This is a genomic window from Paenibacillus sp. ACRSA (genome assembly GCF_022346845.1).
Classification (GTDB): Bacteria; Bacillota; Bacilli; order Paenibacillales; family Paenibacillaceae; genus Paenibacillus.
Window position 1 is genome coordinate 263,784 of record NZ_JAKRNP010000007.1, and the last position, 23,371, is coordinate 287,154.

The 23,371-nt window shown below is 42.2% G+C and carries 29 protein-coding genes and 1 riboswitch; of the genes, 24 read left to right on the plus strand and 5 right to left on the minus strand.

All coding sequences use genetic code 11. The features are described from left to right. Position 1: 1 nt before the first annotated feature. The 13 genes from MH215_RS20575 (at position 2) to MH215_RS20635 (ending at position 10,297) form a co-directional block, all read left to right on the plus strand. Complete coding sequence (locus tag MH215_RS20575; RefSeq protein ID WP_056695579.1) at positions 2-322, plus strand: cytochrome C oxidase subunit IV family protein; 321 nt, start codon at positions 2-4, stop codon at positions 320-322. Positions 323-428: 106 nt separating this feature from the next. Beyond that, entirely contained in the window at positions 429-1,355 is a 927-nt protein-coding gene (ctaG, locus tag MH215_RS20580) for a cytochrome c oxidase assembly factor CtaG (protein WP_239293074.1), read from the plus strand. 86 nt (positions 1,356-1,441) lie between these two features. After that, entirely contained in the window at positions 1,442-1,906 is a 465-nt protein-coding gene (locus MH215_RS20585) for a DUF420 domain-containing protein (protein ID WP_056695575.1), read from the plus strand. A 110-nt stretch (positions 1,907-2,016) separates the two neighbouring features. Continuing rightward, the gene (locus MH215_RS20590; protein ID WP_239293075.1) at positions 2,017-2,388 is read left to right on the plus strand and encodes a hypothetical protein; all 372 of its coding nucleotides are present in this window, start codon (positions 2,017-2,019) and stop codon (positions 2,386-2,388) included. A gap of 348 nt (positions 2,389-2,736) precedes the next feature. Next, positions 2,737-3,450, plus strand: a complete 714-nt coding sequence (locus tag MH215_RS20595) for a hypothetical protein (RefSeq protein ID WP_239293076.1) — start codon at positions 2,737-2,739, stop codon at positions 3,448-3,450. A 95-nt stretch (positions 3,451-3,545) separates the two neighbouring features. Then, positions 3,546-3,935: a GntR family transcriptional regulator gene (locus tag MH215_RS20600; RefSeq protein WP_239293077.1), complete on the plus strand. Its 390-nt coding sequence runs from the start codon at positions 3,546-3,548 to the stop codon at positions 3,933-3,935. A gap of 15 nt (positions 3,936-3,950) precedes the next feature. Continuing rightward, positions 3,951-4,847: an ATP-binding cassette domain-containing protein gene (locus MH215_RS20605; RefSeq protein WP_239293130.1), complete on the plus strand. Its 897-nt coding sequence runs from the start codon at positions 3,951-3,953 to the stop codon at positions 4,845-4,847. Between the two features lie 20 nt (positions 4,848-4,867). Then, entirely contained in the window at positions 4,868-5,770 is a 903-nt protein-coding gene (locus tag MH215_RS20610; RefSeq protein WP_239293131.1) for an ABC transporter ATP-binding protein, read from the plus strand. Further along, the gene (locus MH215_RS20615; protein WP_239293078.1) at positions 5,763-7,061 is read left to right on the plus strand and encodes an ABC transporter permease; all 1,299 of its coding nucleotides are present in this window, start codon (positions 5,763-5,765) and stop codon (positions 7,059-7,061) included. Before MH215_RS20610 ends, MH215_RS20615 begins: the two co-directional genes overlap by 8 nt. A gap of 67 nt (positions 7,062-7,128) precedes the next feature. Then, on the plus strand, positions 7,129-7,311 hold the full coding sequence (locus MH215_RS20620) for a hypothetical protein (protein ID WP_239293079.1): 183 nt from the start codon (positions 7,129-7,131) through the stop codon (positions 7,309-7,311). Positions 7,312-7,608: 297 nt separating this feature from the next. Continuing rightward, a complete protein-coding gene (locus MH215_RS20625; protein WP_239293080.1) occupies positions 7,609-8,577 on the plus strand; it encodes an Ldh family oxidoreductase in 969 nt (322 codons plus the stop codon). Between the two features lie 423 nt (positions 8,578-9,000). Beyond that, positions 9,001-9,333: a chaperone CsaA gene (gene csaA / locus MH215_RS20630; RefSeq protein ID WP_239293081.1), complete on the plus strand. Its 333-nt coding sequence runs from the start codon at positions 9,001-9,003 to the stop codon at positions 9,331-9,333. 247 nt (positions 9,334-9,580) lie between these two features. Continuing rightward, positions 9,581-10,297, plus strand: coding sequence for a class I SAM-dependent methyltransferase (locus tag MH215_RS20635; RefSeq protein ID WP_239293082.1), 717 nt, complete (start codon positions 9,581-9,583; stop codon positions 10,295-10,297). Between the two features lie 125 nt (positions 10,298-10,422). Here the strand turns inward: MH215_RS20635 and MH215_RS20640 are convergent, their stop codons facing one another. Continuing rightward, complete coding sequence (locus MH215_RS20640) at positions 10,423-10,893, minus strand: hypothetical protein (protein WP_239293083.1); 471 nt, start codon at positions 10,891-10,893, stop codon at positions 10,423-10,425. Between the two features lie 225 nt (positions 10,894-11,118). Here MH215_RS20640 and MH215_RS20645 point away from each other — a divergent pair, with 225 nt between their 5' ends. From MH215_RS20645 to MH215_RS20675, 7 genes are all read left to right on the plus strand, one after another. Continuing rightward, positions 11,119-12,207, plus strand: coding sequence for a stalk domain-containing protein (locus tag MH215_RS20645; protein WP_239293084.1), 1,089 nt, complete (start codon positions 11,119-11,121; stop codon positions 12,205-12,207). 184 nt (positions 12,208-12,391) lie between these two features. Beyond that, a complete protein-coding gene (locus MH215_RS20650) occupies positions 12,392-12,970 on the plus strand; it encodes a DUF4367 domain-containing protein (protein WP_239293085.1) in 579 nt (192 codons plus the stop codon). Between the two features lie 331 nt (positions 12,971-13,301). Beyond that, positions 13,302-14,468, plus strand: a complete 1,167-nt coding sequence (locus MH215_RS20655) for an iron-containing alcohol dehydrogenase (RefSeq protein WP_239293086.1) — start codon at positions 13,302-13,304, stop codon at positions 14,466-14,468. Positions 14,469-14,776: 308 nt separating this feature from the next. Next, positions 14,777-14,874, plus strand: a riboswitch (TPP riboswitch). 121 nt (positions 14,875-14,995) lie between these two features. After that, positions 14,996-15,658: a thiaminase II gene (gene tenA / locus MH215_RS20660; protein ID WP_481857462.1), complete on the plus strand. Its 663-nt coding sequence runs from the start codon at positions 14,996-14,998 to the stop codon at positions 15,656-15,658. Further along, entirely contained in the window at positions 15,655-16,416 is a 762-nt protein-coding gene (locus tag MH215_RS20665) for an ABC transporter ATP-binding protein (RefSeq protein WP_239293087.1), read from the plus strand. Before tenA ends, MH215_RS20665 begins: the two co-directional genes overlap by 4 nt. Continuing rightward, positions 16,413-17,171: an ABC transporter permease gene (locus MH215_RS20670; RefSeq protein WP_239293088.1), complete on the plus strand. Its 759-nt coding sequence runs from the start codon at positions 16,413-16,415 to the stop codon at positions 17,169-17,171. Before MH215_RS20665 ends, MH215_RS20670 begins: the two co-directional genes overlap by 4 nt. Before the next feature lie 23 nt (positions 17,172-17,194). Next, entirely contained in the window at positions 17,195-18,214 is a 1,020-nt protein-coding gene (locus MH215_RS20675) for an ABC transporter substrate-binding protein (protein WP_239293089.1), read from the plus strand. Between the two features lie 178 nt (positions 18,215-18,392). On the opposite strand, the gene MH215_RS20680 is transcribed toward MH215_RS20675, so the two are convergent. Beyond that, positions 18,393-19,247, minus strand: a complete 855-nt coding sequence (locus MH215_RS20680) for a helix-turn-helix transcriptional regulator (RefSeq protein WP_239293090.1) — start codon at positions 19,245-19,247, stop codon at positions 18,393-18,395. A gap of 194 nt (positions 19,248-19,441) precedes the next feature. Between MH215_RS20680 and MH215_RS20685 the strand changes: the two genes are divergently transcribed. The 4 genes from MH215_RS20685 (at position 19,442) to MH215_RS20695 (ending at position 21,850) form a co-directional block, all read left to right on the plus strand. Next, complete coding sequence (locus MH215_RS20685; RefSeq protein ID WP_239293091.1) at positions 19,442-20,005, plus strand: NAD(P)H-dependent oxidoreductase; 564 nt, start codon at positions 19,442-19,444, stop codon at positions 20,003-20,005. A 158-nt stretch (positions 20,006-20,163) separates the two neighbouring features. Further along, a complete protein-coding gene (locus tag MH215_RS29120; protein ID WP_275446249.1) occupies positions 20,164-20,286 on the plus strand; it encodes a hypothetical protein in 123 nt (40 codons plus the stop codon). Positions 20,287-20,341: 55 nt separating this feature from the next. Beyond that, positions 20,342-20,608: a CD3324 family protein gene (locus MH215_RS20690; RefSeq protein WP_239293092.1), complete on the plus strand. Its 267-nt coding sequence runs from the start codon at positions 20,342-20,344 to the stop codon at positions 20,606-20,608. Positions 20,609-20,767: 159 nt separating this feature from the next. Further along, positions 20,768-21,850: a nucleotidyltransferase domain-containing protein gene (locus tag MH215_RS20695; protein ID WP_239293093.1), complete on the plus strand. Its 1,083-nt coding sequence runs from the start codon at positions 20,768-20,770 to the stop codon at positions 21,848-21,850. Between the two features lie 51 nt (positions 21,851-21,901). Here the strand turns inward: MH215_RS20695 and MH215_RS20700 are convergent, their stop codons facing one another. The 3 genes from MH215_RS20700 to MH215_RS20710 form a co-directional block, all read right to left on the minus strand. After that, on the minus strand, positions 21,902-22,573 hold the full coding sequence (locus MH215_RS20700) for a hypothetical protein (RefSeq protein ID WP_239293094.1): 672 nt from the start codon (positions 22,571-22,573) through the stop codon (positions 21,902-21,904). Positions 22,574-22,647: 74 nt separating this feature from the next. Continuing rightward, the gene (locus MH215_RS20705) at positions 22,648-22,833 is read right to left on the minus strand and encodes a hypothetical protein (RefSeq protein WP_239293095.1); all 186 of its coding nucleotides are present in this window, start codon (positions 22,831-22,833) and stop codon (positions 22,648-22,650) included. Positions 22,834-22,839: 6 nt separating this feature from the next. After that, entirely contained in the window at positions 22,840-23,202 is a 363-nt protein-coding gene (locus MH215_RS20710) for a stalk domain-containing protein (RefSeq protein ID WP_239293096.1), read from the minus strand. Between the last annotated feature and the right edge of the window lie 169 nt (positions 23,203-23,371).

Here is a 23,371-nt window from a genome sequence, read left to right on the forward strand (position 1 = left end):
CATGTCGGTACAGGATAAAGCAGATCAGGAACCAGTGAAACATCGTCACCGGACGGAAGGGCCGCAGAAACACGTCGTAGTGTTTATCTTCTCCATCATATTGACACTGATCGCATTCGCAGCCGTTAAGGCCGGTGGTGTCAATGCAACGTTTACCATCATCTTGCTGGTTGTCATGGCGATTTTACAGGTGTTTGTACAGCTCGGTTATTGGATGCACATGAAGGACAAAGGTCATTTAATGCCGATTCTGTTCATGGCGTTTGGATTTTTCGTAGCATTTACGTGCATTATTATGGCACTCTATTGGGTTTGGTGGTAAGAGGAGATGGCGGCGGCTTATTGTCGCCGTCTTTTCCCCTTTTTGGCGCACCAGCAGGATAGGCGTATAGGTACTAACCAAATTAGTTCACGGGGAGGTTTCCCGTATGCTCGGGTTGCAATATTTTAGTTTTAACGATCTGTGGAGCCCTGCCATTATGGCTATATTTCTACTTGTCGGAGCAGGTTACCTCGTGCTGGTAGGGCCAGTCAGTGAGAAGGTCAGTGGAGCAGAACCAGCAACTGTGGGACAGAGAATTATGTTTATCACAGGGCTTATCGTTTTTTATCTAGCTCAAGCGGGGCCTTTCAACTTGTTGGGACATGTCATGTTTAGCTTTCATATGGTCAGTATGGCTCTATCGTACTTGGTAGCACCACCACTGCTTATGAAGGGACTGCCTAACTGGGTATGGCGTAAAATCGTAAGTTTTCTGCCAACCAGGCAGTTATCCTTTCTAGCTCATCCCATCGTGGCAGCTCTATTGTTCAATGGGTTGTTCTCCATCTATCATCTGCCGGTAGTGCATGATTATGTGATGCTCAATTTCACGGTTCATCGTCTGTATTACATTGCGCTTTTCATCACTTCAATGCTGATGTGGTGGACGCTCCTTAATCCGTTGCCGGAAGGAAGACAGGCGTCGGGACTGTCCAAAGTTGGGTTTATTTTTCTCAATATGGTGTTGCTTACGCCAGCCTGTGGTTTGATTATTTTCGCCTCCGAGCCTCTATATGCAACCTATAGCAATCCTGCTGTATGGGCCGAGGCCATGCGATATTGTGTATCAGGAGATACATCGGCATTGCTGCGATCCTTCGGAGGGCCTGCGTTTTTCAACTTTCTGTCTTCTGCTAAAGAGGATCAGCAGGTTGGAGGCATCATTATGAAATTCATTCAGGAGGGAATCTTCGTATCCATGCTGGCGCTTGTTTTCTTCCAATGGTATCGCAAGGAGAAGCAGGAAGATGACGAGGATAATTCTCATCCGAAAGAGCCACCGGTAGTACCACTTAACCCTGCTACAAAATAAAATTTGCTATGTAAGGCTGTTCCAAAAGTCGGCTTTGAGAACAGACCTTTCTGAACACGTACTCTATGAATAGAGGGGGATACATGATGGATATGTATTTTCTACTGCCTACAATCAGCACATCTTTCATTGTGATTAGTGCGGTGCTGGTGGGAATCGGCTGGATACTTATTATCCGCGGTAAACGGGAAGCGCATCAGTCCATGATGGTCGCAGGTGCGGTAGCGGCATTAATATTTTTTGTCATTTATATGTCTCGAACGATCTTTGTGGGCAACACGGCTTGGGGCGGCGAACCGGATATGGAGATCTTCTACCGAATCTTTTTGATCTTTCATATCATTCTGGCAACTGTGGCCGCTGTCTTTGGTATCTCAACACTTGTGCTAGGGTTCAAAAAGAAATTCAAAACTCACCGCCGCTGGGGACGGTTCACCTCTATGATCTGGTTCAGCAGTGCCATGACGGGTGTGATCGTGTACGTTCTGCTGTATATCCTTTATCCAGGCGGGCACACCCGACCTGTATGGGAAATTATTCTTGGGGTCTAAACGTACGGTGTAAAATGCGAATCTATGAAAATGGACGAATCTGGTGGAAGATTCGTCCAAGCTTCCTCTTGAACACATTCATAGAATGAGTTTGGAGGGGGAAACAACAAATGAAAAAAACAGTCCATGTCAGTCAAACGTATCCACGTCTCACAGTGTACTCGGATGAGAACTTCATAGGAAGAAGCCGGATTTACCGTGGCAACACGGGTCTGCGCAACTTGGAGAACATCCTTGGAGGCGTTGAGAGCCTACGTTTCTTCTCGACCAGCTCCAATGCAACACTCGTTGTGTTCACAAGACCTAACTTCCAGGGTGGATTCCGTGTTTACCGTGGGAACACCAGCTTGAGAGACTTGGATGACTTGATCCGTGGCAACGATGTGGAGTCCTTGATCTCTACGAATGAACGCTTAACACTAGCTGAAATTCGTGCAATCCGCAGTAACCGTAGTTTGCCTAGCGGCTACGACCTCGTGTAATGGTTTGACCTCTTCTACAATCAGGTGAAGGGTAAATTGAAAAAGCTGTATCCATACTGTGTATATACACACTATGGGTGCAGCCTTTTTTTTGTGGCGCAAAACTCTGGAATATAACCCCATATAACATGGAATTATTCAAGTCTGAAATACGCCGTTTTGCCCGTAGTGACGCTGTTTATTGCAGTTTGAGTAGTGTGTTCCTCTTCCGACACTTCCTGATTCAGGAAAAAAAGTGTTGACGGGAAAACTGTTAGGTCTGTATACTGTGTATATTGATATATACAGTAATCACAGTGAGCACACTGAACACAGTACATGAATGAAAGTTGAAAGGCAGGCGTGCATATGAACGCATGGAAGCAAGCGTTGTGGTTGACCCGCAGTGAGATGAGTAAGGATCGATTCCAGTGGTTATGGAGTGCAATTTTTATGATTTACACGGGTAGCATGACAGGTGTGATGTTAATCAGGCAACATGATGTGAATTTCATTAACCCTTTTGTAGATATCTTTTTTCTAATCATGGTGCCATTTCAGGGATTCCTGTTCAGCAGACGTTCATTCCGTTACATACAGGAAGATTCCTATACACAGATGTTGGCCTTCTACCGCAGACTCCCAATTTCGAACGAAACGGTAATGTGGTCAAGACTGCAGCAGTCGATTATAACATTCGCATACAATGGTATCTTTTTCTACGGATCACTATACGTAGTCAGATTACATGAGGAAGTATTCCGATGGGATCAATATCTGGCATTTGCCATTACATGCACAGGGTACGGACTTTTTATGACAGGTTTGTACATCTACGGAGAGTTTCTCTTCAGCGGCAAAAAGTACTTGCTTCTCAGTACATCGTTCGTGCCACTTACCATCGGTTTATCCTTGTTAATTCGAATGTCAGGCAGCTACGGGGTGTGGATTGTTATCGATTACAGTAAAAAGTGGAGCCTGTTATCCCCGATCATGTGGATTGCTCTGGTACTTGGTTTAACGGTGCTATGGCTATTCAGTCGATTGACCCTGAAGAAGCTGGCATGTCGGGATTTAAGTTAAAGTACGAGAGAATATATGCAAATATGAAAACAGGACGAACCGGCGCTACTAGCTGGTAAGACGGCGAGATGTACCGGAGGGCGAGGTGCAAAAATGTGAAGATACCGATTCAAATCAATGAAAATAGCGCTGAACCTCTATACCACCAGATTGAAAATCAATTAAGATCATTAATCGTTACGGGTCAATTAGGGGAGGGAACGCATTTGCCGTCCATTCGTGAATTCGCCGGAGCTCTGAATTGTAGCGTGATTACAGTCAGACGGGTCTATCAGGATCTGGAGAATGAAGGCCTGCTTCGGACGAAGCAGGGGACGGGTACATTTGTAGCTCAGGTTGAAGCTGGTGACAGAGAAAATTATAGATTGAAGGCTGCGCAGGAAGCGATGCAGGCTGCGGTGCAGTCTGGCAAAGCGGTCGGATGTACGGAAGAAGAAATGGAAGAATTATTTCGAGAAGCCCTAAGAGTTATCTATCCGAAGTAGGGAGGAAGTACCATGATGGAACCTGTAGCTGTTCAACTGAACGGCGTATCCAAAATGCGTAAACGCAGAGTGATCGGCCCCATTGATCTGACCATCCCGGAAGGGTATGTCGTTGCAATCCTCGGTCATAACGGTTCTGGCAAAAGCACACTACTGAACATGCTGCAACAAATTGTACTGCCGGACAGTGGACAGATCATATGGTTTGGAGAAGAGCACAATGGGCCGCTGCCCATAGAACTGAGACAACAGATTGGGTTTGTGGCCGATAACAGCGGGCTTGAAGAGAACCAGCTTACGGCAGAGGAAGCAGTTCGGTTTCGTGCTTACTGGTATCCGCGTTGGGATATGAAGCTGTTTGACCAGCTTATGAAAGAGATGGACGTGCCGAGGGACGTGAAGCTGATCAAGATGTCCAAGGGAGAACGGCGGAAGTACGAGATTGCAGCTGCACTCGCAGCGCGTCCGAGACTTCTCCTGCTGGATGAACCATCCTCTGGTCTTGACCCTTTTGCCTGGAAAGTGATGGTTGAGCAGTTCCGAAACTTCATGGCAGGGGGAGATACCACAATACTAATTGCTACCCATATCGCAGATGAGGTCAAACGGCTTGCGGATTACATCGTACTGATGCACCGTGGTCAGTCCCTAGGCATGGCGGAGAAAGACACTGTGCTCGATCAGTGGAGAGAAGTTTGGTATGAAGGAGACCTACGTCCAGAAAGTATCCCTGGCGTCGTGGAATCTTCTATAGATGAAAATGGTCTGGTTCGTATTATTACGACTCGGGTCAGTGAAGCGCAGGAAAGGTTGGAGCTGTCCAGTAATCAGGTGCTGAAGATTCGCAATTTGGAGCTCGATGAAGTACTCGCATTCTGGATTGCCGGATATGCACCCATACAATGGAAATAACCGAAGGGAGACGATAAATGATGAACCGATTAGAATTGACGCAAGTCGTTAAGCAATATGCAGACAAAACAGCCGTTAATGGAGTCACGCTCAATGTAAAAGAAGGGGAAATTTACGGGCTGCTCGGAGCCAATGGTGCAGGTAAAACAACAACGATGCGCATGGTGCTTGGCTTGATCCACCCGGATGGTGGAAACATTCTATACAACGGCAAGCCGTACAATACGGAGCTGCAACAAATTATGGGCTATCTTCCGGAAGAGCGCGGGCTCTATCCGAAGGTGAAGGTAAGTGATCAGATCAACTATCTGGCTAGACTTCGTGGGATGAATGCGAAGGATGCAGATAAAAGTTTGAAGTACTGGCTTGAACGATTCGAAGTCCCTGAGTATTATGACAAAAAAATTGAGGAGCTGTCCAAAGGTAACCAGCAGAAAATGGGCTTTATCGCAGCCGTTGTACATCGTCCTCAAATTCTTATTCTAGATGAAGCCTTCAGTGGACTTGATCCGGTGAACGTGGAATTGCTCAAATCAACCGTTAAGGAATTACGGGATGAAGGCACAGCTATTCTTTTCTCCACACACCGTATGGAACATGTTGAAGAGTTATGTCGTCAGATCACGATCCTTCATCGCTCTAACACTGTAGTGCAAGGTCAGATCAAGGAAATCAAGAGTCGTTATCCACGTGAGCAGGTTGCTCTAAGCACTGTAGGTCAAGTAGAGGGTCTGGAGCTGCTAACAGGAGTAAATAAGGTAGATCAGAATGAGCGTGGTTACACAATTCATATCAGCCATGTAGATGCAGCTCAGGAAATTCTGAAGCATGCGATGTCTCAGACAACTGTTGAGCATTTCGAGATCAAGGAACCAACGCTTAACCAAATCTTTATTCGTGAGGTAGGTGAGTCGAATGAATAAAATGGGAACGATTACGGGATTTACATTTAAAAACAAAGTGAAAACCAAGTCATTCATGGTAACGACGATTGTATTAGCCATTCTGATTACGATTGGACTCAATGTGCCATATTTCATTACCTTATTCAACGGTGGCTCAAGTGGTGGCGGAGCTTCGGGGGATCACCCGGTGAACATTGGACTTCTCACATCAACACAGCCTGAAGTTTCGGAAAAACTGGAGAGCTTCTCTTCGGCGCAGGGAGATCAGGCATATCGGTTCATCGCAGGTGGTGACAAGGATGAAGCAGCTCTACAAGCCGATACACAAGCAGGGCTTACGGATGGTTACTTGAAGTTTGAAGAGGTAGCTGGACAGGAGTTCCCGCAGCCGATTCTGTACTCATCCGATGAGGTATCACCGCAGATCATTGCTTCTATTGAAGCGGCTTTGCAAAGTGTGAAGCTTGATGTGGTTGTAAAAGACGTGCTTACAGCAGAACAAAAGGAACTGATTACAACACCTGTGAAGCTTACTCAGGAAAACCTGAGCACAGATGAAGGGGCAGCTGGTACGGAATCGGAAAATGGAATGAGCCCAATTAACTACATTGTTGTGTATCTGCTGATCATCCTGCTGTTCACTTCAACGATGATGACAGGTAATATGATCGCTTCTGAAATTACAGCAGAGAAAAGCTCTCGCATCATGGAGATTCTCATCACAAGTGTGTCTCCGCTGAGTCAGATGTTTGGTAAAATCATCGGTATTTTCTTGGTAGGTATGCTACAGATCGGAATCTTCGGCGCAGTCGTTGCCGGTAATATGCTGCTTCCTCATAACATTAATGTACTAAGTGATTTCAATATGAATCTGAGTGATATCAATACGGCAGTCATTGTGTACGGACTAATCTTCTACATCTTAGGTTACTTCTTATATGCCGTAATGTTCGCTGCCATTGGTTCAATGGTAAGCCGTACAGAGGAACTGGGTCAGGCAGTTCTGCCAATTACGATGCTGTCTCTCGTGTCGTTCTACATCGCAATCTTCAGTATCGCTACACCAAATATTTTGTTGCTGAAAGTAGCTAGCTTCATTCCATTTACGTCACCAACAGCGATCCTGGTGCGGATTGGTGCAGGAGTTGCCCCGACTTGGGAGATTCTCACGTCACTTGCGATTCTCGCTGTATCTATTCTGATCTTTGGCTGGCTCGCAGCTAAAATCTATCGTACGGGTGTACTGATGTACGGTAAACGTCCAACCTTTAAAGAGCTCTTTAAAGCAATGAAGGCATACAAGATCTAAGCAAGAACTGGACCAACAACAACAACACCAACAACGTAACTCTTATAAAAATATGGAGGCGATTAATATGATTAATCAATTAAATACAAAGTCCTATAAGTTAATGAGTGCAGGAGTAGTTGTTCTATTGTTAGCATCAGTCATCAGTGGAGAAGGTTCTGTAGTGAAGGATGCAGTTCAAGGGGCGATGATGGGAGCTGGAGCTATTTTCGCAGCTGTAGGTCTCTGGATGGCTGGTAGCAAGAAGTAAGAAGTAAGAAGTAAGAAGTAAGAAGTAAATGAAGGGGGCGCTACTCTTAAATGGAGTGGCGCCTTTTTTAATATTACTATTCAGTTTTATCTAGCGAGACATTGACCACCTATGCCTGATAGGGATACGGTGTAGCTATATGTAATTATGATATAATGACGTGTTCTTAAATCAAAAAATTCAATTGGGAGTGTGACTAAATGCAAGTAGGGAATAAGAATGCATCGAATACACCAGTAGCTACTTTCCCCGCAATAAAAGAGTCGCTAATTCAATCGACATATAGGATAACAACTAATGCGATATGATCTTAATAACGCAAGAGAGTTAGCTATTCGTGTGTGTGTTGCTGCTGGCGCGAGCAAAGCGGTGGCAACTTCTCTTGCTGAAGCAGCTGTCGCCGCAGAATGTTCTGGCAGAAGTGGGGTTGGATTTGCACATCTTCCTGACTATTTAGAAGGCTTTTTGAGCGGTCGTATTGCTGCTACAGAGGAGCCTGATCTCTTATTTCCGACTCCTAATATCGTACAGGCTGACGCCAAGGGTGGTATCGCTCAACTTTGTTTTGATCGTGCATTCGAGGAATTGCTATCACGGACAAAGACTTATGGTGTGACCATATTCTCATTAAAGAATAGTTATACTGTTGGAGAGCTTGGCTACTACGTAAGATGGCTTGCAAGAGAAGGATTAGTGGCTTTCGCTTCGACTAATGGGCCGGCTTTAATGGCGGCGGGACAAAGTGCCGAGGCTGTCTATGGAACCAATCCTCTCGCATTTGCTGCACCTGTCGAAAACAGGCCTCCCTTGGTTTTTGATCAGGCATCCAGTGCCACAGCGTTTGTTAATATACGACAAGTAGCAGAACGTGGAGAGGAAATTCCCGAAGGGTGGGCCATCGATGAAAGGGGTCAAAGTACTCTTGATCCGCGTGAAGCGATGAAGGGGGCGTTACTTAATTTTGGAGGAACACGTGGTGCTAATATTGCGCTTATGGTTGAAATCCTTGCTGCTGGCACAACAGGCGCAAACTGGTCACTGGATGCTCCATCCTTTGAGGAAGGGAGTGAGTCCCCAGGTGCCGGCCTATTCATTGTTACTATAAATCCCGAATTGCTGTCTCCTGGTTTTTCCAAGCGTTTGGCATCTCAAATTGAAAGATTATCCTCCAAGGGAATTCATATCCCCGGTGGCAGCTATCAAACGGACGACATAGAAATTCCCTCTTCATTGGTTGCAACACTTGAGAGTTATCTTATCAAGTGAATCCCGTGATGCTACAATTGAAGAGTTTAGCTAAAATGTAGGGTAACTCTATAGAAATTAATATTTACCTATCATGAGACGGTGGGAATTATGAAAGACCTAAAAGTGAAAAGTTTTTATGAACGAGGTTTTACGCACACTTCTTTTAATCAGAGATTTCAAAAGGATTCAAGTTCCTATCGCCAATCCAGATAGGAACTTGAATCCTTATTTTTACACAGGAACATCTTCAGTGAAATAATCCAAATCATGCATCCCGCCCTGGAGCTACACTACCTTTCAGTCTATAGGTGGATTAATAACGATGCTGGGTATGCTGATGTATTTTTGGAGACAATCAATACAATATTCAGCTTCGAAGCGTCTATCATATTAATTATCTGTGATAGCAATTGACGAATTCTAAATTTGGAGGAATGATGAATGACAACTTTTGATGACTTTCTAAAACTGGATCTTCGTGTGGGAACAATTATTAATGCAGAATTCTTTGCAAAAGCTAAAGTCCCGGCGATCAAACTGGAAATTGACTTTGGTTCTGAAATTGGTATGAAGTCCTCCAGCGCACAAATTACGAAAAGGTACACGGCTGAAGAAATTATCGGTAAACAGATTGTAGCAGTTGTGAATTTTCCACCTCGCCGGATTGCGGGATTCGATTCGGAAGTTTTGGTGCTGGGCGGGGTGCCAGAACCAGGGGATGTTGTACTATTAAAACCGGATTCTAATATACCCAATGGAACACAAATCGGATAAACTAACTCAAGCCCACCAAAGGATTACTTCCTAGGTGGGCTATTTAATTGACGTATCTACTACTAGTCGACAATCCTTCTAGTAAATTCATTTTTGAAGTTAACAATACTTTAGAGCATGGTCTGCATACCGATATAATTGAATTATTAAAAAAAAGGCAGTCGACCAATATGAGCGGCTAGTTGACTAAACCATTTCTTATATGTTGAACTAGTAAAAATGGTATAGAAAGTGGGAAACAAAATTTATGATTCCTATAGTATATGACCAGATTAACCATTGGGGAAGAGACGACGATTTTTTTCTAGCATTGCTAAAGAAATTAAAAGTAGAGTCTATAGTTGACTTAGGCTGCGGAACAGGAAGATGGACTATTCATCTTGTTCAGTATGGTTATAAAATTACAGCTATTGATCCCCATGAAGAAGCGATTGAAGTGGCGAGAATTAAAGATAATTCAGGCAATGTGAATTGGATTGTAGGAGATAGCTCAAATTTACAAATCAATACCTATGACGCGGTTGTTATGACTGCCAATGTTGCACAGGTATTTCTAACAGATAATAGTTGGAAGAAAGTAATCTCAGACGTATTCCGATCCCTAAAAGTTGGCGGTCACTTTATTTTTGATATTAGAAACCCTTTGGTAAAAGTGTGGGAAGAGTGGGAGAAGGACAAGACTCCTGACTTAGCTAAAGATATGTTAAGTGGAGACCCTCTTGAAATCTATACAGAATATGAAGGGTTTGAGGGAGATATCTATACTTTTTATGAAACTGTGAAAAATACAAAAACAGACAAAGTCCTAGTTCATGAAAAAATGCAGATAAGATTCCGAAATCAAGGAGAATTGGATGAGTCGCTGAAACAAACAGGATTCTCGGAAATTGAAACATATGGCGATTGGGAATTTAAACATGCAAATTCTAAGAACCGATCTTTTATTTTTCATTGTGTAAAATAGAGTCATTAAAAAATTTAGGAACAACAGCGGCCGGAAGTCGAAACATTCACTGGAGTCACGCTAATTCCAAATAAGAAAGGAGCCATTGTCGAAAACGATGGCTCTTTCTTTATGAAATGAAATTACTATTTTGATGAACTTGATGGAACATCAGGATCAGTCGGGTTTTCATAATTTAAGGTTTTGCCAAAGAGCAACGAATTGGGATAATTTTTAAAAAATTCTTCTTCATCTACTTTTAAAAAGAACTTGCCTTCAAAAATGAGTTGATTCGTATTAGGCTCAATTTCATCTATAGTTCTTGCTATCTCCGATTCCTTAAAGATACGTTGTTCATCTGCTCGCACGAACATGCCATGAGGTGTATAGAATTGAGTAGAATCCCCGTTTGCGATTTTTGATTCTACGGATTCTACGTTTTTTACTGATTCTACGGATTTCACGTTATTTGTTGAAAAATTAGTGTTAACAGGATTTTCAACTGTCTTATTTACGGTTTCCATTGCTGGATAGGTGTCTGCTTTTGAATTCGATATTAAAACCACTCCTGAAATAATAGTCACTGCAAAGGCTATTAAATATATTTTTTTGAACATATTGACCCCACCTTTCTATAGCAACAATTATTTCCTACTTTAAAACAGTATATTCACCAAAATGGTAGGAGTTTATTCGGCTTTGCCTGCTGTACAACTGGTTTCCCAAAAGGACAACAACGCAAAATCCCATTACTCTTCAATACAACTTTTCTTTGCAAATTGCGTCTTAATTCAAGCGACTATTGGCTAGTTTACACAAGTGATTAGAGAGGATTGTTCAGAATGAAGAAATACCTTGCTGGATTATTAATTATTTTTGTCCTATGTTTGAGCTTACCAACTCAGGCTTACATGGAGGCGTCTAACCAACAGCCATTGGCTTTTGAGGATCCCAATCTAGAGCAAGCGCTTAAGTCATTATTGAATAAAAACGATGATGAATCAGTAACAAAAGAGGATTTAGAGTCACTGACTGACGTTAATCTATCGAGTAAAGGAATTAAGAGTTTGCAGGGTTTGGAATATGCAGTCAATATGACGAAGCTCTCTTTAACTAACAACCAAATTAGTGATCTGTCACCGCTAGCGGGACTAGTCAGTCTGAGCACGTTGTCCATAAGTTCCAACAAGATCTCTGATCTAAAGCCACTAACAGGATTGGTTATGCTTAGGAGCCTCGAAGCTGCGAATAATAACATCAAAGATCTTGCTCCTTTGTCTAAATTAACTGCCTTGGTTACTCTGAATTTATCATCTAACCAAATTTATGATTTGGAGCCATTGAGAAATCTTCAAAGTTTGGCTTACCTCTATTTGAAGAACAATCGAGTCTGGGATTTAGAGCCGCTCCAACAACGTGGTTTTTTACCGTATTATGATACGGGTGCATTCATTGAACCACTTGCACTGCAAAATAACTATTTAGACTTAAGCAAGGGATCGAAAACAACTAAATTATTTGTGAAAATGGCAGGAAATGAGTTGCCTAGCGGTCAGCGTAAGACACAGCGCTTGGTGATCGGCAGCACGACAGCTTATGTGGGAGAAAGTGCATATCGTATTTCCGCAGCGCCATTTATTCAGACGGGACGTACTTATGTGCCGATCCGTTTCATCTCCGAGAAGCTTGGGGCAACCGTGAATTGGAAACAGAGCACCAAAGAGGTAACCATTCAGAAAGATGGTAAAACGATTCGTTGGGCTGTAGGGAATAGGCAGGTAAAAGTAAACCAGCAAACGGTCATGCAAGATGCTCCTTTACTTCTGAAGAACGGCAATGCGTTTGTTCCTGTTCGTTTTGTGGCGGAGCAGTTAAATACCTCCGTTGAATATATGGGAAGTAAGCATATGGTCGTGATTTTCAAAAAATAAGCAGCATAATGAAATTACAGAAGAAGAGTGAGACATCTAGACCGTCAATAAACTAACGGAAGCGTTAGCTCAATATTTCTCAAAAAGCAGCTGATCACATTGGTCAGCTGTTTTTAATTTAACTAACGGTTAGTTGAAGTTGACTAGGACATAATACTAACCTAAGACTAGGGAGGGAATGTCCTTGTTTAAATGGATGATGTCAATGATTATTATTGTTTTTATCATTTCTGTTGAGATGAACAATAGTCAACTCACTGCATTAGCTAATCCTGTGTTAGCTTATTCAAATGCTGAACTGGATAAGCTAAAATCTGTTGCGGACTTTAACATATTCACACCTTCCTTCTCCATTCAAAACTATAAATTGGAGATTAAAGAACCATACCCGTTTAATCCAGATCAAGAAATTTCAAAGATTAGACTTCACTTTTTTGATGAATCAGGAAAGTCATATTTGTTTGGTGTCGAAGAACATAAGGCAGTGGGCTATAAAATAAACCGAGATATTATTACAATCGATGTTCGTAACCATACAAGCACAACAAGAACTGTAATCGAAAACTTTAAATTTAGTGAACGTGGAGAGATTATTAATATAAATGGAATTGAAGGGCGTTTTGAAGCATGGGTTAACCATGTACCAGGTGGATACCTACGATGGATCCATAATGATACTTTCATTGAAATTGATAGCGGAGAATTAACTAAAGACCAAATGATTGCGTTGGCAAAATCAATGAACGAAAATCGAATAAACTAGCTGAGGCCACTAAAGGATTGTTACTTTGGTGGGCGATTTACATGACTTAATCACTTCTTTGCTCATACATACTTAATTTGAACATGTCGACCGTTAATCCGTAAACTTCTTTATCTGAGAACCGCTATATTATAGCTCGTTAAGCTAACGGGAAACTTTAAATTAAAAAAACAAGAAAAGCAGATTTAAGGAAGAAGAGGAGGTATACTGAAGGAAACTATGTGATTTATGAGTAAGTATATGTAAATAAAGTGCGTACTTAACAAAAAGATACAGACCTCCTATACTAGGCAATGTAACCAATACATCTGCTAGAGGAGGACATAATAACATGAATAGATTTACAATTCCACGAGATATTTATTACGGAGAAAATGCACTAGATATATTGAAAACGCTGAAAGGTCAGAAGGCTGCTTTAGTCATTGGTGGAGGTTCGATCAAAAAACAAGGTCATTTAGAAAAGATCACACAATTGCTGAACCAAGCAGGTATGGAAACGTTACTGATTGAAGGTATTAATACGGAACCTACCGTGGCTATGGTTCAATCTGGCGCAGCGCAAATGAGAACGTTTGAACCGGATTGGGTGATTGGTATAGGTGGAGGCTCACCTATGGATGCTGCAAAAGCAATGTGGATTTTCTATGAGTATCCAGAACTAACATTTGAACAAGCTGCTGTTCCGTTTTCATTGCCAGAACTGCGAACCAAAGCAAGATTCATTGGCATACCGACAACCAGTGGAACCGCAGCAGAAATCTCAAACCTTTCTGTCATTACGGACGAACAAACAGGGATTAAATATCCTTTGGCGGACTTTGGGTTAACTCCAGATATCGCGATTATTGATCCTGTTTTAGTTACTCATATGCCGCAACATATGATTGCTTACAGTGGTATGGATGCAGTGACGCATAGCATTGAAGCGTATGTGGCTAAACCACGTACGATTTTTACGGATGCACTCGCGATTGAAGCAGCTGAAGCACTGAAGGATCACTTGCTTGCTTCCTTTCAAGGCGATCTGGCTTCCAGGGAGGAAGTTCATTACGCTCAAGCTATGGCCGGTATGTCCTTTGCTAATGCAGTCTTAGGGAATGTACACAGTCTGGCACATAAGAGTGGTCCGATCTTCAATATCCCTCACGGATTAGCGAATGCAATCTACTTGCCCTATGTAATCCAGTTTAACCGGAAAGTCGTAGAAGATCGTTATGCTAACCTTGCAACTCGATTGAATTTGAAGGGGAATAATGCCCAGGAACTAACGGATTCTTTAGTGGAGTGGGTGCGTAAAGTTAACCGTGATATGGGACTTCCTGCTACATTACAAGAATTCGGGATTGAAGAAGACGTATTCCGGAATCATGTAGAAGCCATGGCAGACAATGCAATGAAAGATCCATGTACAGGGACAAATCCACGAGAAACGTCTGCTGAACAAATGAGAAAATTGTATGAATCCGCCTATTATGGCGTAGATGTTAACTTCTAAGTCAGATTCTATTACGATTTGAAATCCAATAAAACATATGAAGCCTAGCCGATCTATAAAATTGGTTAGGCTTCAAGTATGTACGTCCAGATACAGATTTCGTCAATCGCTGGGGAATTTCTAATCTCTCAAAAATCCATCAGGTTCCGAAAAAAAGATTCTCTATACGTAACGGATCGACATGAAAAGTAAGACATCTATAAAGAGTTACTGCAAAGCGCCTTGACGATGTATATAGCCATTGATATACTGATCGAATAGTTAGATAATTTGTTTTCAGTGGTTTAAGAAACATAATAATTACATATAACCGTTTGCGAGGGAGCCTTAACCGGCTGAGAGGGTGTAAAACCGACCTTACCTGATTTGGATAATGCCAACGTAGGAATGCAACGATGAAATGCTGTTATTTGGGTTGCCCGTGGGCATTCCAAACTATAGTTTATTTATCTGCGAAACGTCCTATGGATGTTTCGCTTTTTTTGTTGTTGGAAAAAGGGGAATTACATTACGAATTGGAGGAACAAATGTTGACTATATCAGAGCGATTATATAAGGCAGCACAGCCTGTGTGGAAGGAATGTCACGAGCATCCCTTTGTGAAAGGGATTGGAGATGGCTCCTTAACAATTGAACAATTTCGATACTATTTGCTCCAAGATTACTTATACCTGTACGATTACGCCCGTGTATTTGCGCTAGGCATCGTCAAGTCGAAGGATCCCAAAGTCATGCAGCTTTTAAGCAAAAGTGTTGATAACATTCTGAATGGTGAAATGAAAATCCATCGTTCTTATATGGAGCGGTTAGGAATCACGGAAGATCAAGTTTTTCAGGTGAAACCTTCACTGAAAAATGTAGCCTACACTAACTATATGCTCGCTGTTTCACATGCAGGTGGCATAGCAGAAGTGCTCGTATCCATCCTGGCTTGCTCATGGAGCTACGCTGAAATTGGTCAAGTGCTTGCTCAAGCGCCAGGTGCAGCTGATCATGCTTTCTACGGGGAATGGATCACAGGTTATGCTTCCCCTGAATACCATAGCAGCAATCAGGCATTAGTTGAATTAACGGACAAGCTATTAGAGGGCTGTAGCGAGGAAGCATATCAACGGATGGAGGATATTTTCGTGATGTGCAGTCGCTTTGAGCTTGATTTTTGGGAGATGTCCTGGAGGCTGGAGTCTTGAGTTCACTGACGTTTCAGAATGTGTCCTATCAATATGATGCTGAACCTATAGACATAATAGACAACCTGTCTTTTACAATTGAGGCAGGATCATTTCACAGTATTGTTGGCGCCTCGGGCTGTGGTAAAAGCACGATTTTCCATCTCATTAACGGCCTACTTAGGCCAAAATCTGGTTCAATACGGATTGATGGGGCTCCGATCGGGGAAAAAAAGCATTACTGCGGCTATATGCCACAAAAAGACCTGTTGTTCCCTTGGAGAACAGTAGGAGAGAATCTTGGATTGCCTTTGGAGATTATCGGAGGTTACACCAAGGCTGAGTGCAAGGAGCTTATTGCTGACGCACTTCATAATGTAGGCTTAGATCATTGTCATAACAAGATGCCTCACGAACTTTCAGGCGGCATGCGCCAACGAGCTGCATTTGCCCGTACAATGCTCACGGGATCCGATTTGTTATTGCTGGATGAGCCGTTCTCTGCGCTGGATTTTCTAACCGGCATTACAATGCAAGAGTGGTTGCTTGATCAGTGGGAACAGCACAAGAAAACAATTATCTTTATTACTCATAACGTGGACGAAGCCTTATTTCTTTCGCAAAGAATACTAGCTGTGACGAGTGCCCCGATAAACCATTTAACAACGATTGATATACCTAACGGGTACCACCATTCAAGAGAATCTCTTGCTTCACCAGAAATATCTGCATTGCGTAACGAACTGATTCAATCGTTAAGGACGAATGTAATCTTATGAAAAAATCATCTTACACTCATAATCTTCCTGCCCTAATCGTTCTATTTGCTCTGCTGATGGTCTGGCAACTGGGAGCAATGAATTTGAACGCTGCTTATATTTTGCCTAGCCCGGTTCAAATATTTGAAAAAATGTGGGAGCTTCGCGAACCCTTATTTACCGTTCATTTGCCCGCGACTTTGCTAATTACGAGCATTGGTCTTGTATTATCCATCGTATTAGGCGTTGCACTAGCGATCCTTATGGACGTAAGTGTGTTGATGCGTAAGTGTCTATATCCCATCGTTGTAGGTTCACAGACGATCCCGACCACGGCCATTGCTCCACTATTTGTTCTATGGTTTGGGTATGGCATATGGAGCAAGGTACTCGTGTCCGTTTTAATAACCTTTTTCCCAATTACAATTACGGTATACGATGGTTTACGCAGTACCCGTATGGATATGAAGAAGCTTCTAATTACATATGGTGCCACTCCGTGGGAAATTTTCCTGAAACTCAAAATCCCTTATGCACTGCCTTATTTCTTCTCAGCTATCAAAATGGCAATTCCGATTAGTGTCATTGGGGCAGCGATTGGAGAATGGCTGGGTGCACAGAGTGGGCTGGGATATTTTTCGCGTCGAATGATGACGCAGCTTGACGGTGCGGGAGTGTTTGCACCCATTGTATTGTTATCCGTTGTTGCTATGGGTTCGGTTGCCGTAATCACACTGTTAGAGTGTCGTTTCGTTCGCTGGCGTGGGGAGTCATAAATAGATATGGAGGAAAGAAATTCATGAGAAAAACAAGAGCCATTCTTACAATGATACTGATCTTACTCGTGTTTAGCGCATGTACTAATCAGAATACATCTTCATCTACGACTAGCTCATCTACACAGAAATTACAAGAAGTTAATGTGGTGCTGGATTGGTATCCAAACGCCTTGCATGCGTTTCTCTATGTAGCGATAGATAAAGGGTACTTCGAGCAAGAAGGATTGAAGGTAAACCTGCAATTCCCGTCTAACAGCAATGATGCAATTTCACTTGTAGCAGCTGGAAAAGCAGATATTGGCTTGTATTATCAACAGGATGTCATCATCACAAGAGCGAATCAGAACGTGCCTGTCAAATCAATCGGTGCGGTTGTGCAGTCTCCGCTAAATGCCATCATTTCTTTAGCAGAGAAGAACATAACTTCTCCCAAAGATCTAAAGGGCAAAACGATTGGTTACTCAGGAACAGAATTATCTGAGGCTCTCATTCGTAGTGTCATGAAACATGATGGTTCGGATAGCAGTGATGTTAAAATGGTCGATGTCGGCTTTGAACTTATGAGTTCAATGACCACGCGTAATGTGGACGCCACAATCGGTGGCTTGATTAATCATGAGGTACCCCAACTTCAGGAGGAAGGCTTCAATGTGAATTGGTTTACATTGGAGAAATATGGGGTTCCGTCATACTATGAAGGTGTTTTTGTTGCTAACGATACAACAATTAATTCTGAATCGGACATGCTGGCTAAATTTCTACATGCTTCAAAAAAAGGATTTGAGGATGTAAAGGCCAATCCAGAGGCTGCATTACAAATCTTATTAGATCATCAGAATGCAGAGAATTTTCCGTTATCTGAAAATGTTGAACGTCAGAGTTTAGATATCCTTCTTCCTTTAATGGAGAATGATAACGCTGAATTCCTCAGTCAGGATGATTCCCGCTGGCAGGAAAATATAGATTGGCTAGAGTCGGAGGGGCTAATTGAGATAAAACCTACATTAGACGATGTTCGTGCAGTCATTCCGTATGAATAGTAGTATCTCAAAACTCTCTCCATTATTTGATTGTATGTCTTCTTGCAAACGCAAACGAACGACCTTTTTACTAATTTAGAATCAAGTAGGATTCATTCAAACGGAGTATACTACCAATATTATTCTATACGACATAAGCACCGGCCTTCTTAGGCCGGTGCTTATTTAACTTTTCCAATTATTGCGTAACCGTCATTTTCTCTGCGAGTTGAGCCAGGCGTTCAGACGAGCCATCCTGCAGATCGGGCGTAAATGCATGCAGGAACTGCCCGCTTCCGTTTTGGACTGGTAAGACGAGCGTTGACAGGTTCAGCAGTCCCACCTGTGGATGCGTAATCGCTTGCGGGTGTTTGCTGGTGCAACGAACCTCATAGTTCTCCCACATCGTTGAAAACTCGGGGCTATTCTCCGTCATTTCCGTGATGAATTCCGAATACCAAGTATCTTCGAGATTCTGGCTATACATTACGCGGAAGTGGCCGAGCAGAGATTCAGCCAGGTCTTCCCAGTCGACGAACATCGTTCTGTAGGATGGTAGCATGAATATGCGCCAGATCATGTTACGCTCACGACTGTCGGCCGTACCGAAAGGGCCAAACACAGAGAGAGCTAGGTGATTCCAAGCCAGTACATTCATTTTTGCATCGGTAATGTAAGCCGGACAGAGTGGCATCTGCTCCAATAAAAAGTTTAATGAAGACGATACTTCCGGCTCCTTTTTCTTAGAGATGAAGGTGTATTGGCGTGGATTCGCAAGGAAATGAAGATGGTGATTCTCGTCTGCATCGAGACGAAGAACACGAGCTAGACTGTCCAGCACCTGGTCAGAAACATTGATGTCCCGTCCCTGCTCCAGTGAGGTATACCACGGCAACGAAATTCCAGCGAGGGCTGAAACTTCTTCGCGTCGAAGTCCTTTCGTGCGTCTTCTTGTAAATTGGGCGTGAGGTAGACCCGCTTCTTCCGGCGTAAGTCGAAGCCGTCGCGTACGAAGAAAGTGTCCGAGCTCCTGACGGCGTTGATCATCGCTCATAACAGAACGCTCCTTTCAAGCTAATACTCTCAGTATCAGGATTGCGAAATATAGAATCGCCAATAGCGTTAGGGAGAATAATGATATAAACACAGTGCTTCTTAGATGATCCGAATCGAGTTAGGATAAAGCCATCACTTAATATGCTTCATTTTAACACATTCACTAATCCAGAGGGATAAAAGGAGAAAATCATGAATAATATCTTGGTTATTAACGGTCATCAGTTCTACCCCTATTCACAAGGAAGATTGAATAAAACGTTGTTTGACGATATGGTTTCCAATTTGTCGGAAAAATACAATATAAAAACGACGGTTGTTCAAGACGGCTACGATATTAGAGAAGAACAAGAGAAGTTCAAGTGGGCCGATACGATTATTTTTCAAACTCCAATTTACTGGTTCTCTTTGCCTACGCTGTTCAAAAAGTATTTTGATGAAGTTTATGAATACGGAATTATTTTCGAAGGATCCGAGAAATACGGGCAAGGTGGTCTGTTGAAAGGGAAGAAATACATGCTTTCCACCACATGGAATGCCCCAGAGAGTGATTTTAACAATCCGGAAGGCTTCTTCCAAGGGCTGGATTTGGAAGGAACATTGGAGCATATTCACGCGACTCAACGTTTTGTCGGCATGGAGGCGTTGGAAAGCTTCAGCATTCACGATGTAATCACGAACCCGGATATCGAAAAATATATCGCCAAGCTTCACGAACATTTAAATCAAGTTTTCGGACTCGAACTTAACGTTTAAGGTCGGCAAACACAAACGAAAAAGGCAATCTCTTCTTAAGAGGTTGCCTTTTTTCTAATGAACTGCAGCTCTACGAATAAATATAAGTACGTTCTAGAACAACATGCTCTGATATAATAGCAGTTATCAGCTATCTATTTTCTGTGGAGGTGAGGCCATTGAAAACAATCGGGGTAGGATTCTTATATGCATGGCTCTATGCAAAGCCAGTGAAGGATATGGCAATGCTTTGCATAGAGATTAGCAACAATCACAATCCAATTGCCAACAACGAGTTGTAATATTCTACGAACTGGCTTTGCACCTTATTGATTTATTAAATAAGGAGTGAGGCACGTGAAATATTCAAAAGCCGAGTCGATTTTCCCGGAAGAATTGCTACGGATCATTCAAGAATACGTTCAAGGCGAATTAGTATATATCCCCAAACCTAAAGAGGCGCACCTCAAATGGGGAGAGAAAACACACAGTAAGAGTAAAGTATCTGCTCGAAACGCTGAGATTAAATCTTTGTTCCGTGATGGAGTCAGCATAAACGAGTTGGCGGAGCAATATTTTTTGTCCTGTGAAAGTATTAAGAAGATTGTTTATACCAAGAACTAATGGAATCCGCTATATCGTCGTATTGACGGTATAGCGGATTTTTGTGCAAAGTTGAATTAAATCAACTTATACATAGTAACTGTACCTCGAAATCCGTAGACTCAAGTTAATGCTGTTGTGACCAGAGGACTTAAGGATGATAAGAAGGGGTGTAGCGGGATGAATGAAATGATAATGAAGCAACTGCTGGACAAAAATGAACGGTTGATTAACATGATAATTGAACGCGTAAAGGGAGATTTTCTAGACGATATCGCTATTATTGGGCTTACGGGTTCATTTAGCACCGGGGACTTTCATGAGAAGAGCGACCTGGATTTAATCATCATTAACAATACAGATAAAGGACGGGGGATATCCGATTGCTTCATCTTGGATGACGTGGGATATGACATCTATTGCACACCTTGGTCTACAAGAATACATGAACAATCCACCTTGGAAAGTCCCAACGTATCGAGCCTAACCGAGCTCCAAGTACTCTATTATGCTAAGCCTGAGGACTTGGAGAAATTGAATGAATTCAAGCAAAAAGCTCTCAATGCACTTGCGAACCCAATAGGTGAAGCATGTCTTAAACGAGCCGAAAAGTGGATTGATCTGGCTAAAATCGCTTACAGCGATATCATGCTTAGTGAAGATATCGGCTCCGTGCGATATGCATCTGCCGACGTTTTGTACAATCTAGTCAATGCGTTGGTCAGCATAAATAACACGTGCATCAAACGAGGAATCAAGCGATATTTAGAAGAGATATGTTCGTTTCGCTATGTGCCTGATCAGCTTGAATCGATGTACATGTCAGTCATTGAAGCGCGCACCATCGAAGAAATTAGAATAGCGTCTTTTGACATGTTGAAAAGTGTTACGAAGTTACACAGCACGATGTGTGATAGCTTCATCGTTAAACCTGTTCCGACCTATGATAATCTGAAGGGAACTTACGAAGAATTGTGGTGCAACTACCGCAACAAGATCTTGAACGGTGTTTTGATAAACGATGCCCCTTATGTATTTCTTTCAGCCTTTGGAGCTCAAGGTTATCTTGATGAAATGGCTGCGAAGATCGGAACTAAGAAATTTGATCTTATGCAGTACTTTGATGCAAGTAATCTAACCGTTATGCAAGAGAAGTTTCTTGAAGTGATGGATGAGTATGTAGAGGAATATCATAAGGTTGGCCGGGAAGTCCAACGATTTACAACCTTTGAGCAACTGTATGCTCATTTTATGAATCGCTAGTTTTTATAACCTAGTTCATAGTAAGTCTAGGGAAATGGGGAGTTTATGACATTAATCAATGGTATAGATGTCCCAATCTCCTTCTTTACTCTGACGGATCGCATACATCATTCTTACTTGTTCAACCGAATCGGTTGTTGTATCCAGACGTTCACCAAGAACAGTAATATGTAATTGATTTTTGATAGATGCATTTTTCTCAATGCTCTCGATGCTTGAGAACTTATATTGGAACTGTTCACCATAATAAAAGTCCATAGCATCTGCCAGTTGGTCATTGACAAAACCGGATCGGTAAAGCTCGTGGTCATGTTGTACGAGAGCGATCAAATTTTCTTCGAGTATATCTAGCGCGGGACGGTCGCTCTCTTGTAACGTATTCTTTGCTAATTTCAGGTCAATTGCCATTGCAGTGTTAGAATCTTCTGCGCTCTCAAGTAGGAATTGTCCGATAATATTCTCGTTGCTATCGTACAAGTTGATATATTTATCTACCTTTGGCTCGTTCATACTCTGAATGGCTTCCTCGGGAGTTTGTGGCAAATCTTGATTCATGTCTGAAGTCTTGATGTAACCTTCAGTTCCATCTATACCTATAGCCTCGACTAGATCTTCAGAAGGACTAGTATCAGCAGATGTAGCTGCCAATCCATACACACCTGCTCCGACTCCCAAGGCAAGAATCATACCAACTAGAATGAGTCTTTGTGATTTTGTTTTCATTAGATTACCTCCAAATATGGGATGTGATGCTTTTAGCATTTTCATATGAAGATGCAGAATTTATCAAAGTATGCTTAATCATTAAACTCCACAAAAACATGCATGTTTCCGTCTATTCCTCCAATTCCGGTTGTTTGTTTAATATCCAAAAATTCAAGATGTTTTTCCCATTCAACTCTTTCTTGATCTGAGTCATCTGCATACACTTCAAAAAGATAGGCTAAGACCAATGCATTAATGGATGAGGCTCCATTTTTCAATTGTAACTACTCTTTAGGAACAACAACTTGATTCTCTCTAGGGATCACGGTCTTTCCAGAGAAATTAAGTATTAATTCATGTCCTTGGTTTTTAATAGTCGTTATCTTGTTCTTCCCATCCCATTGGATTTTGGCTCCGGAAGATTTGAAGACATCCTTTACTGGAATGTAGATAGAGTTATATTCCGTTGTAGTTAACTCACCAGCCTTCGAGACATTTAGTACAGATTTTTGTAATGAAGAATTATACATATGAGCTGCGCGCTCCACAAAAGGTAGATCCTCTGAAGATTGGACATCTGCAGATGCAATGACTGTGTTACTAACAACAAAACATAACATCAACAAAAGAGAAATAAGCCGCTTCATCTTAAAGCCCTCCTTACAAAAAAATGCTGTACACGTAATATAAACGCGTAATAGAAGGGGAATGTTTCCTTAATATTCTAGTTGTTTGAACGATTAAGCATAGCGTTGATTCATATTTCTGATTTCTTCTATGAGGCATATCGCTGTTGTTGGTTTATTGATGGCTGGT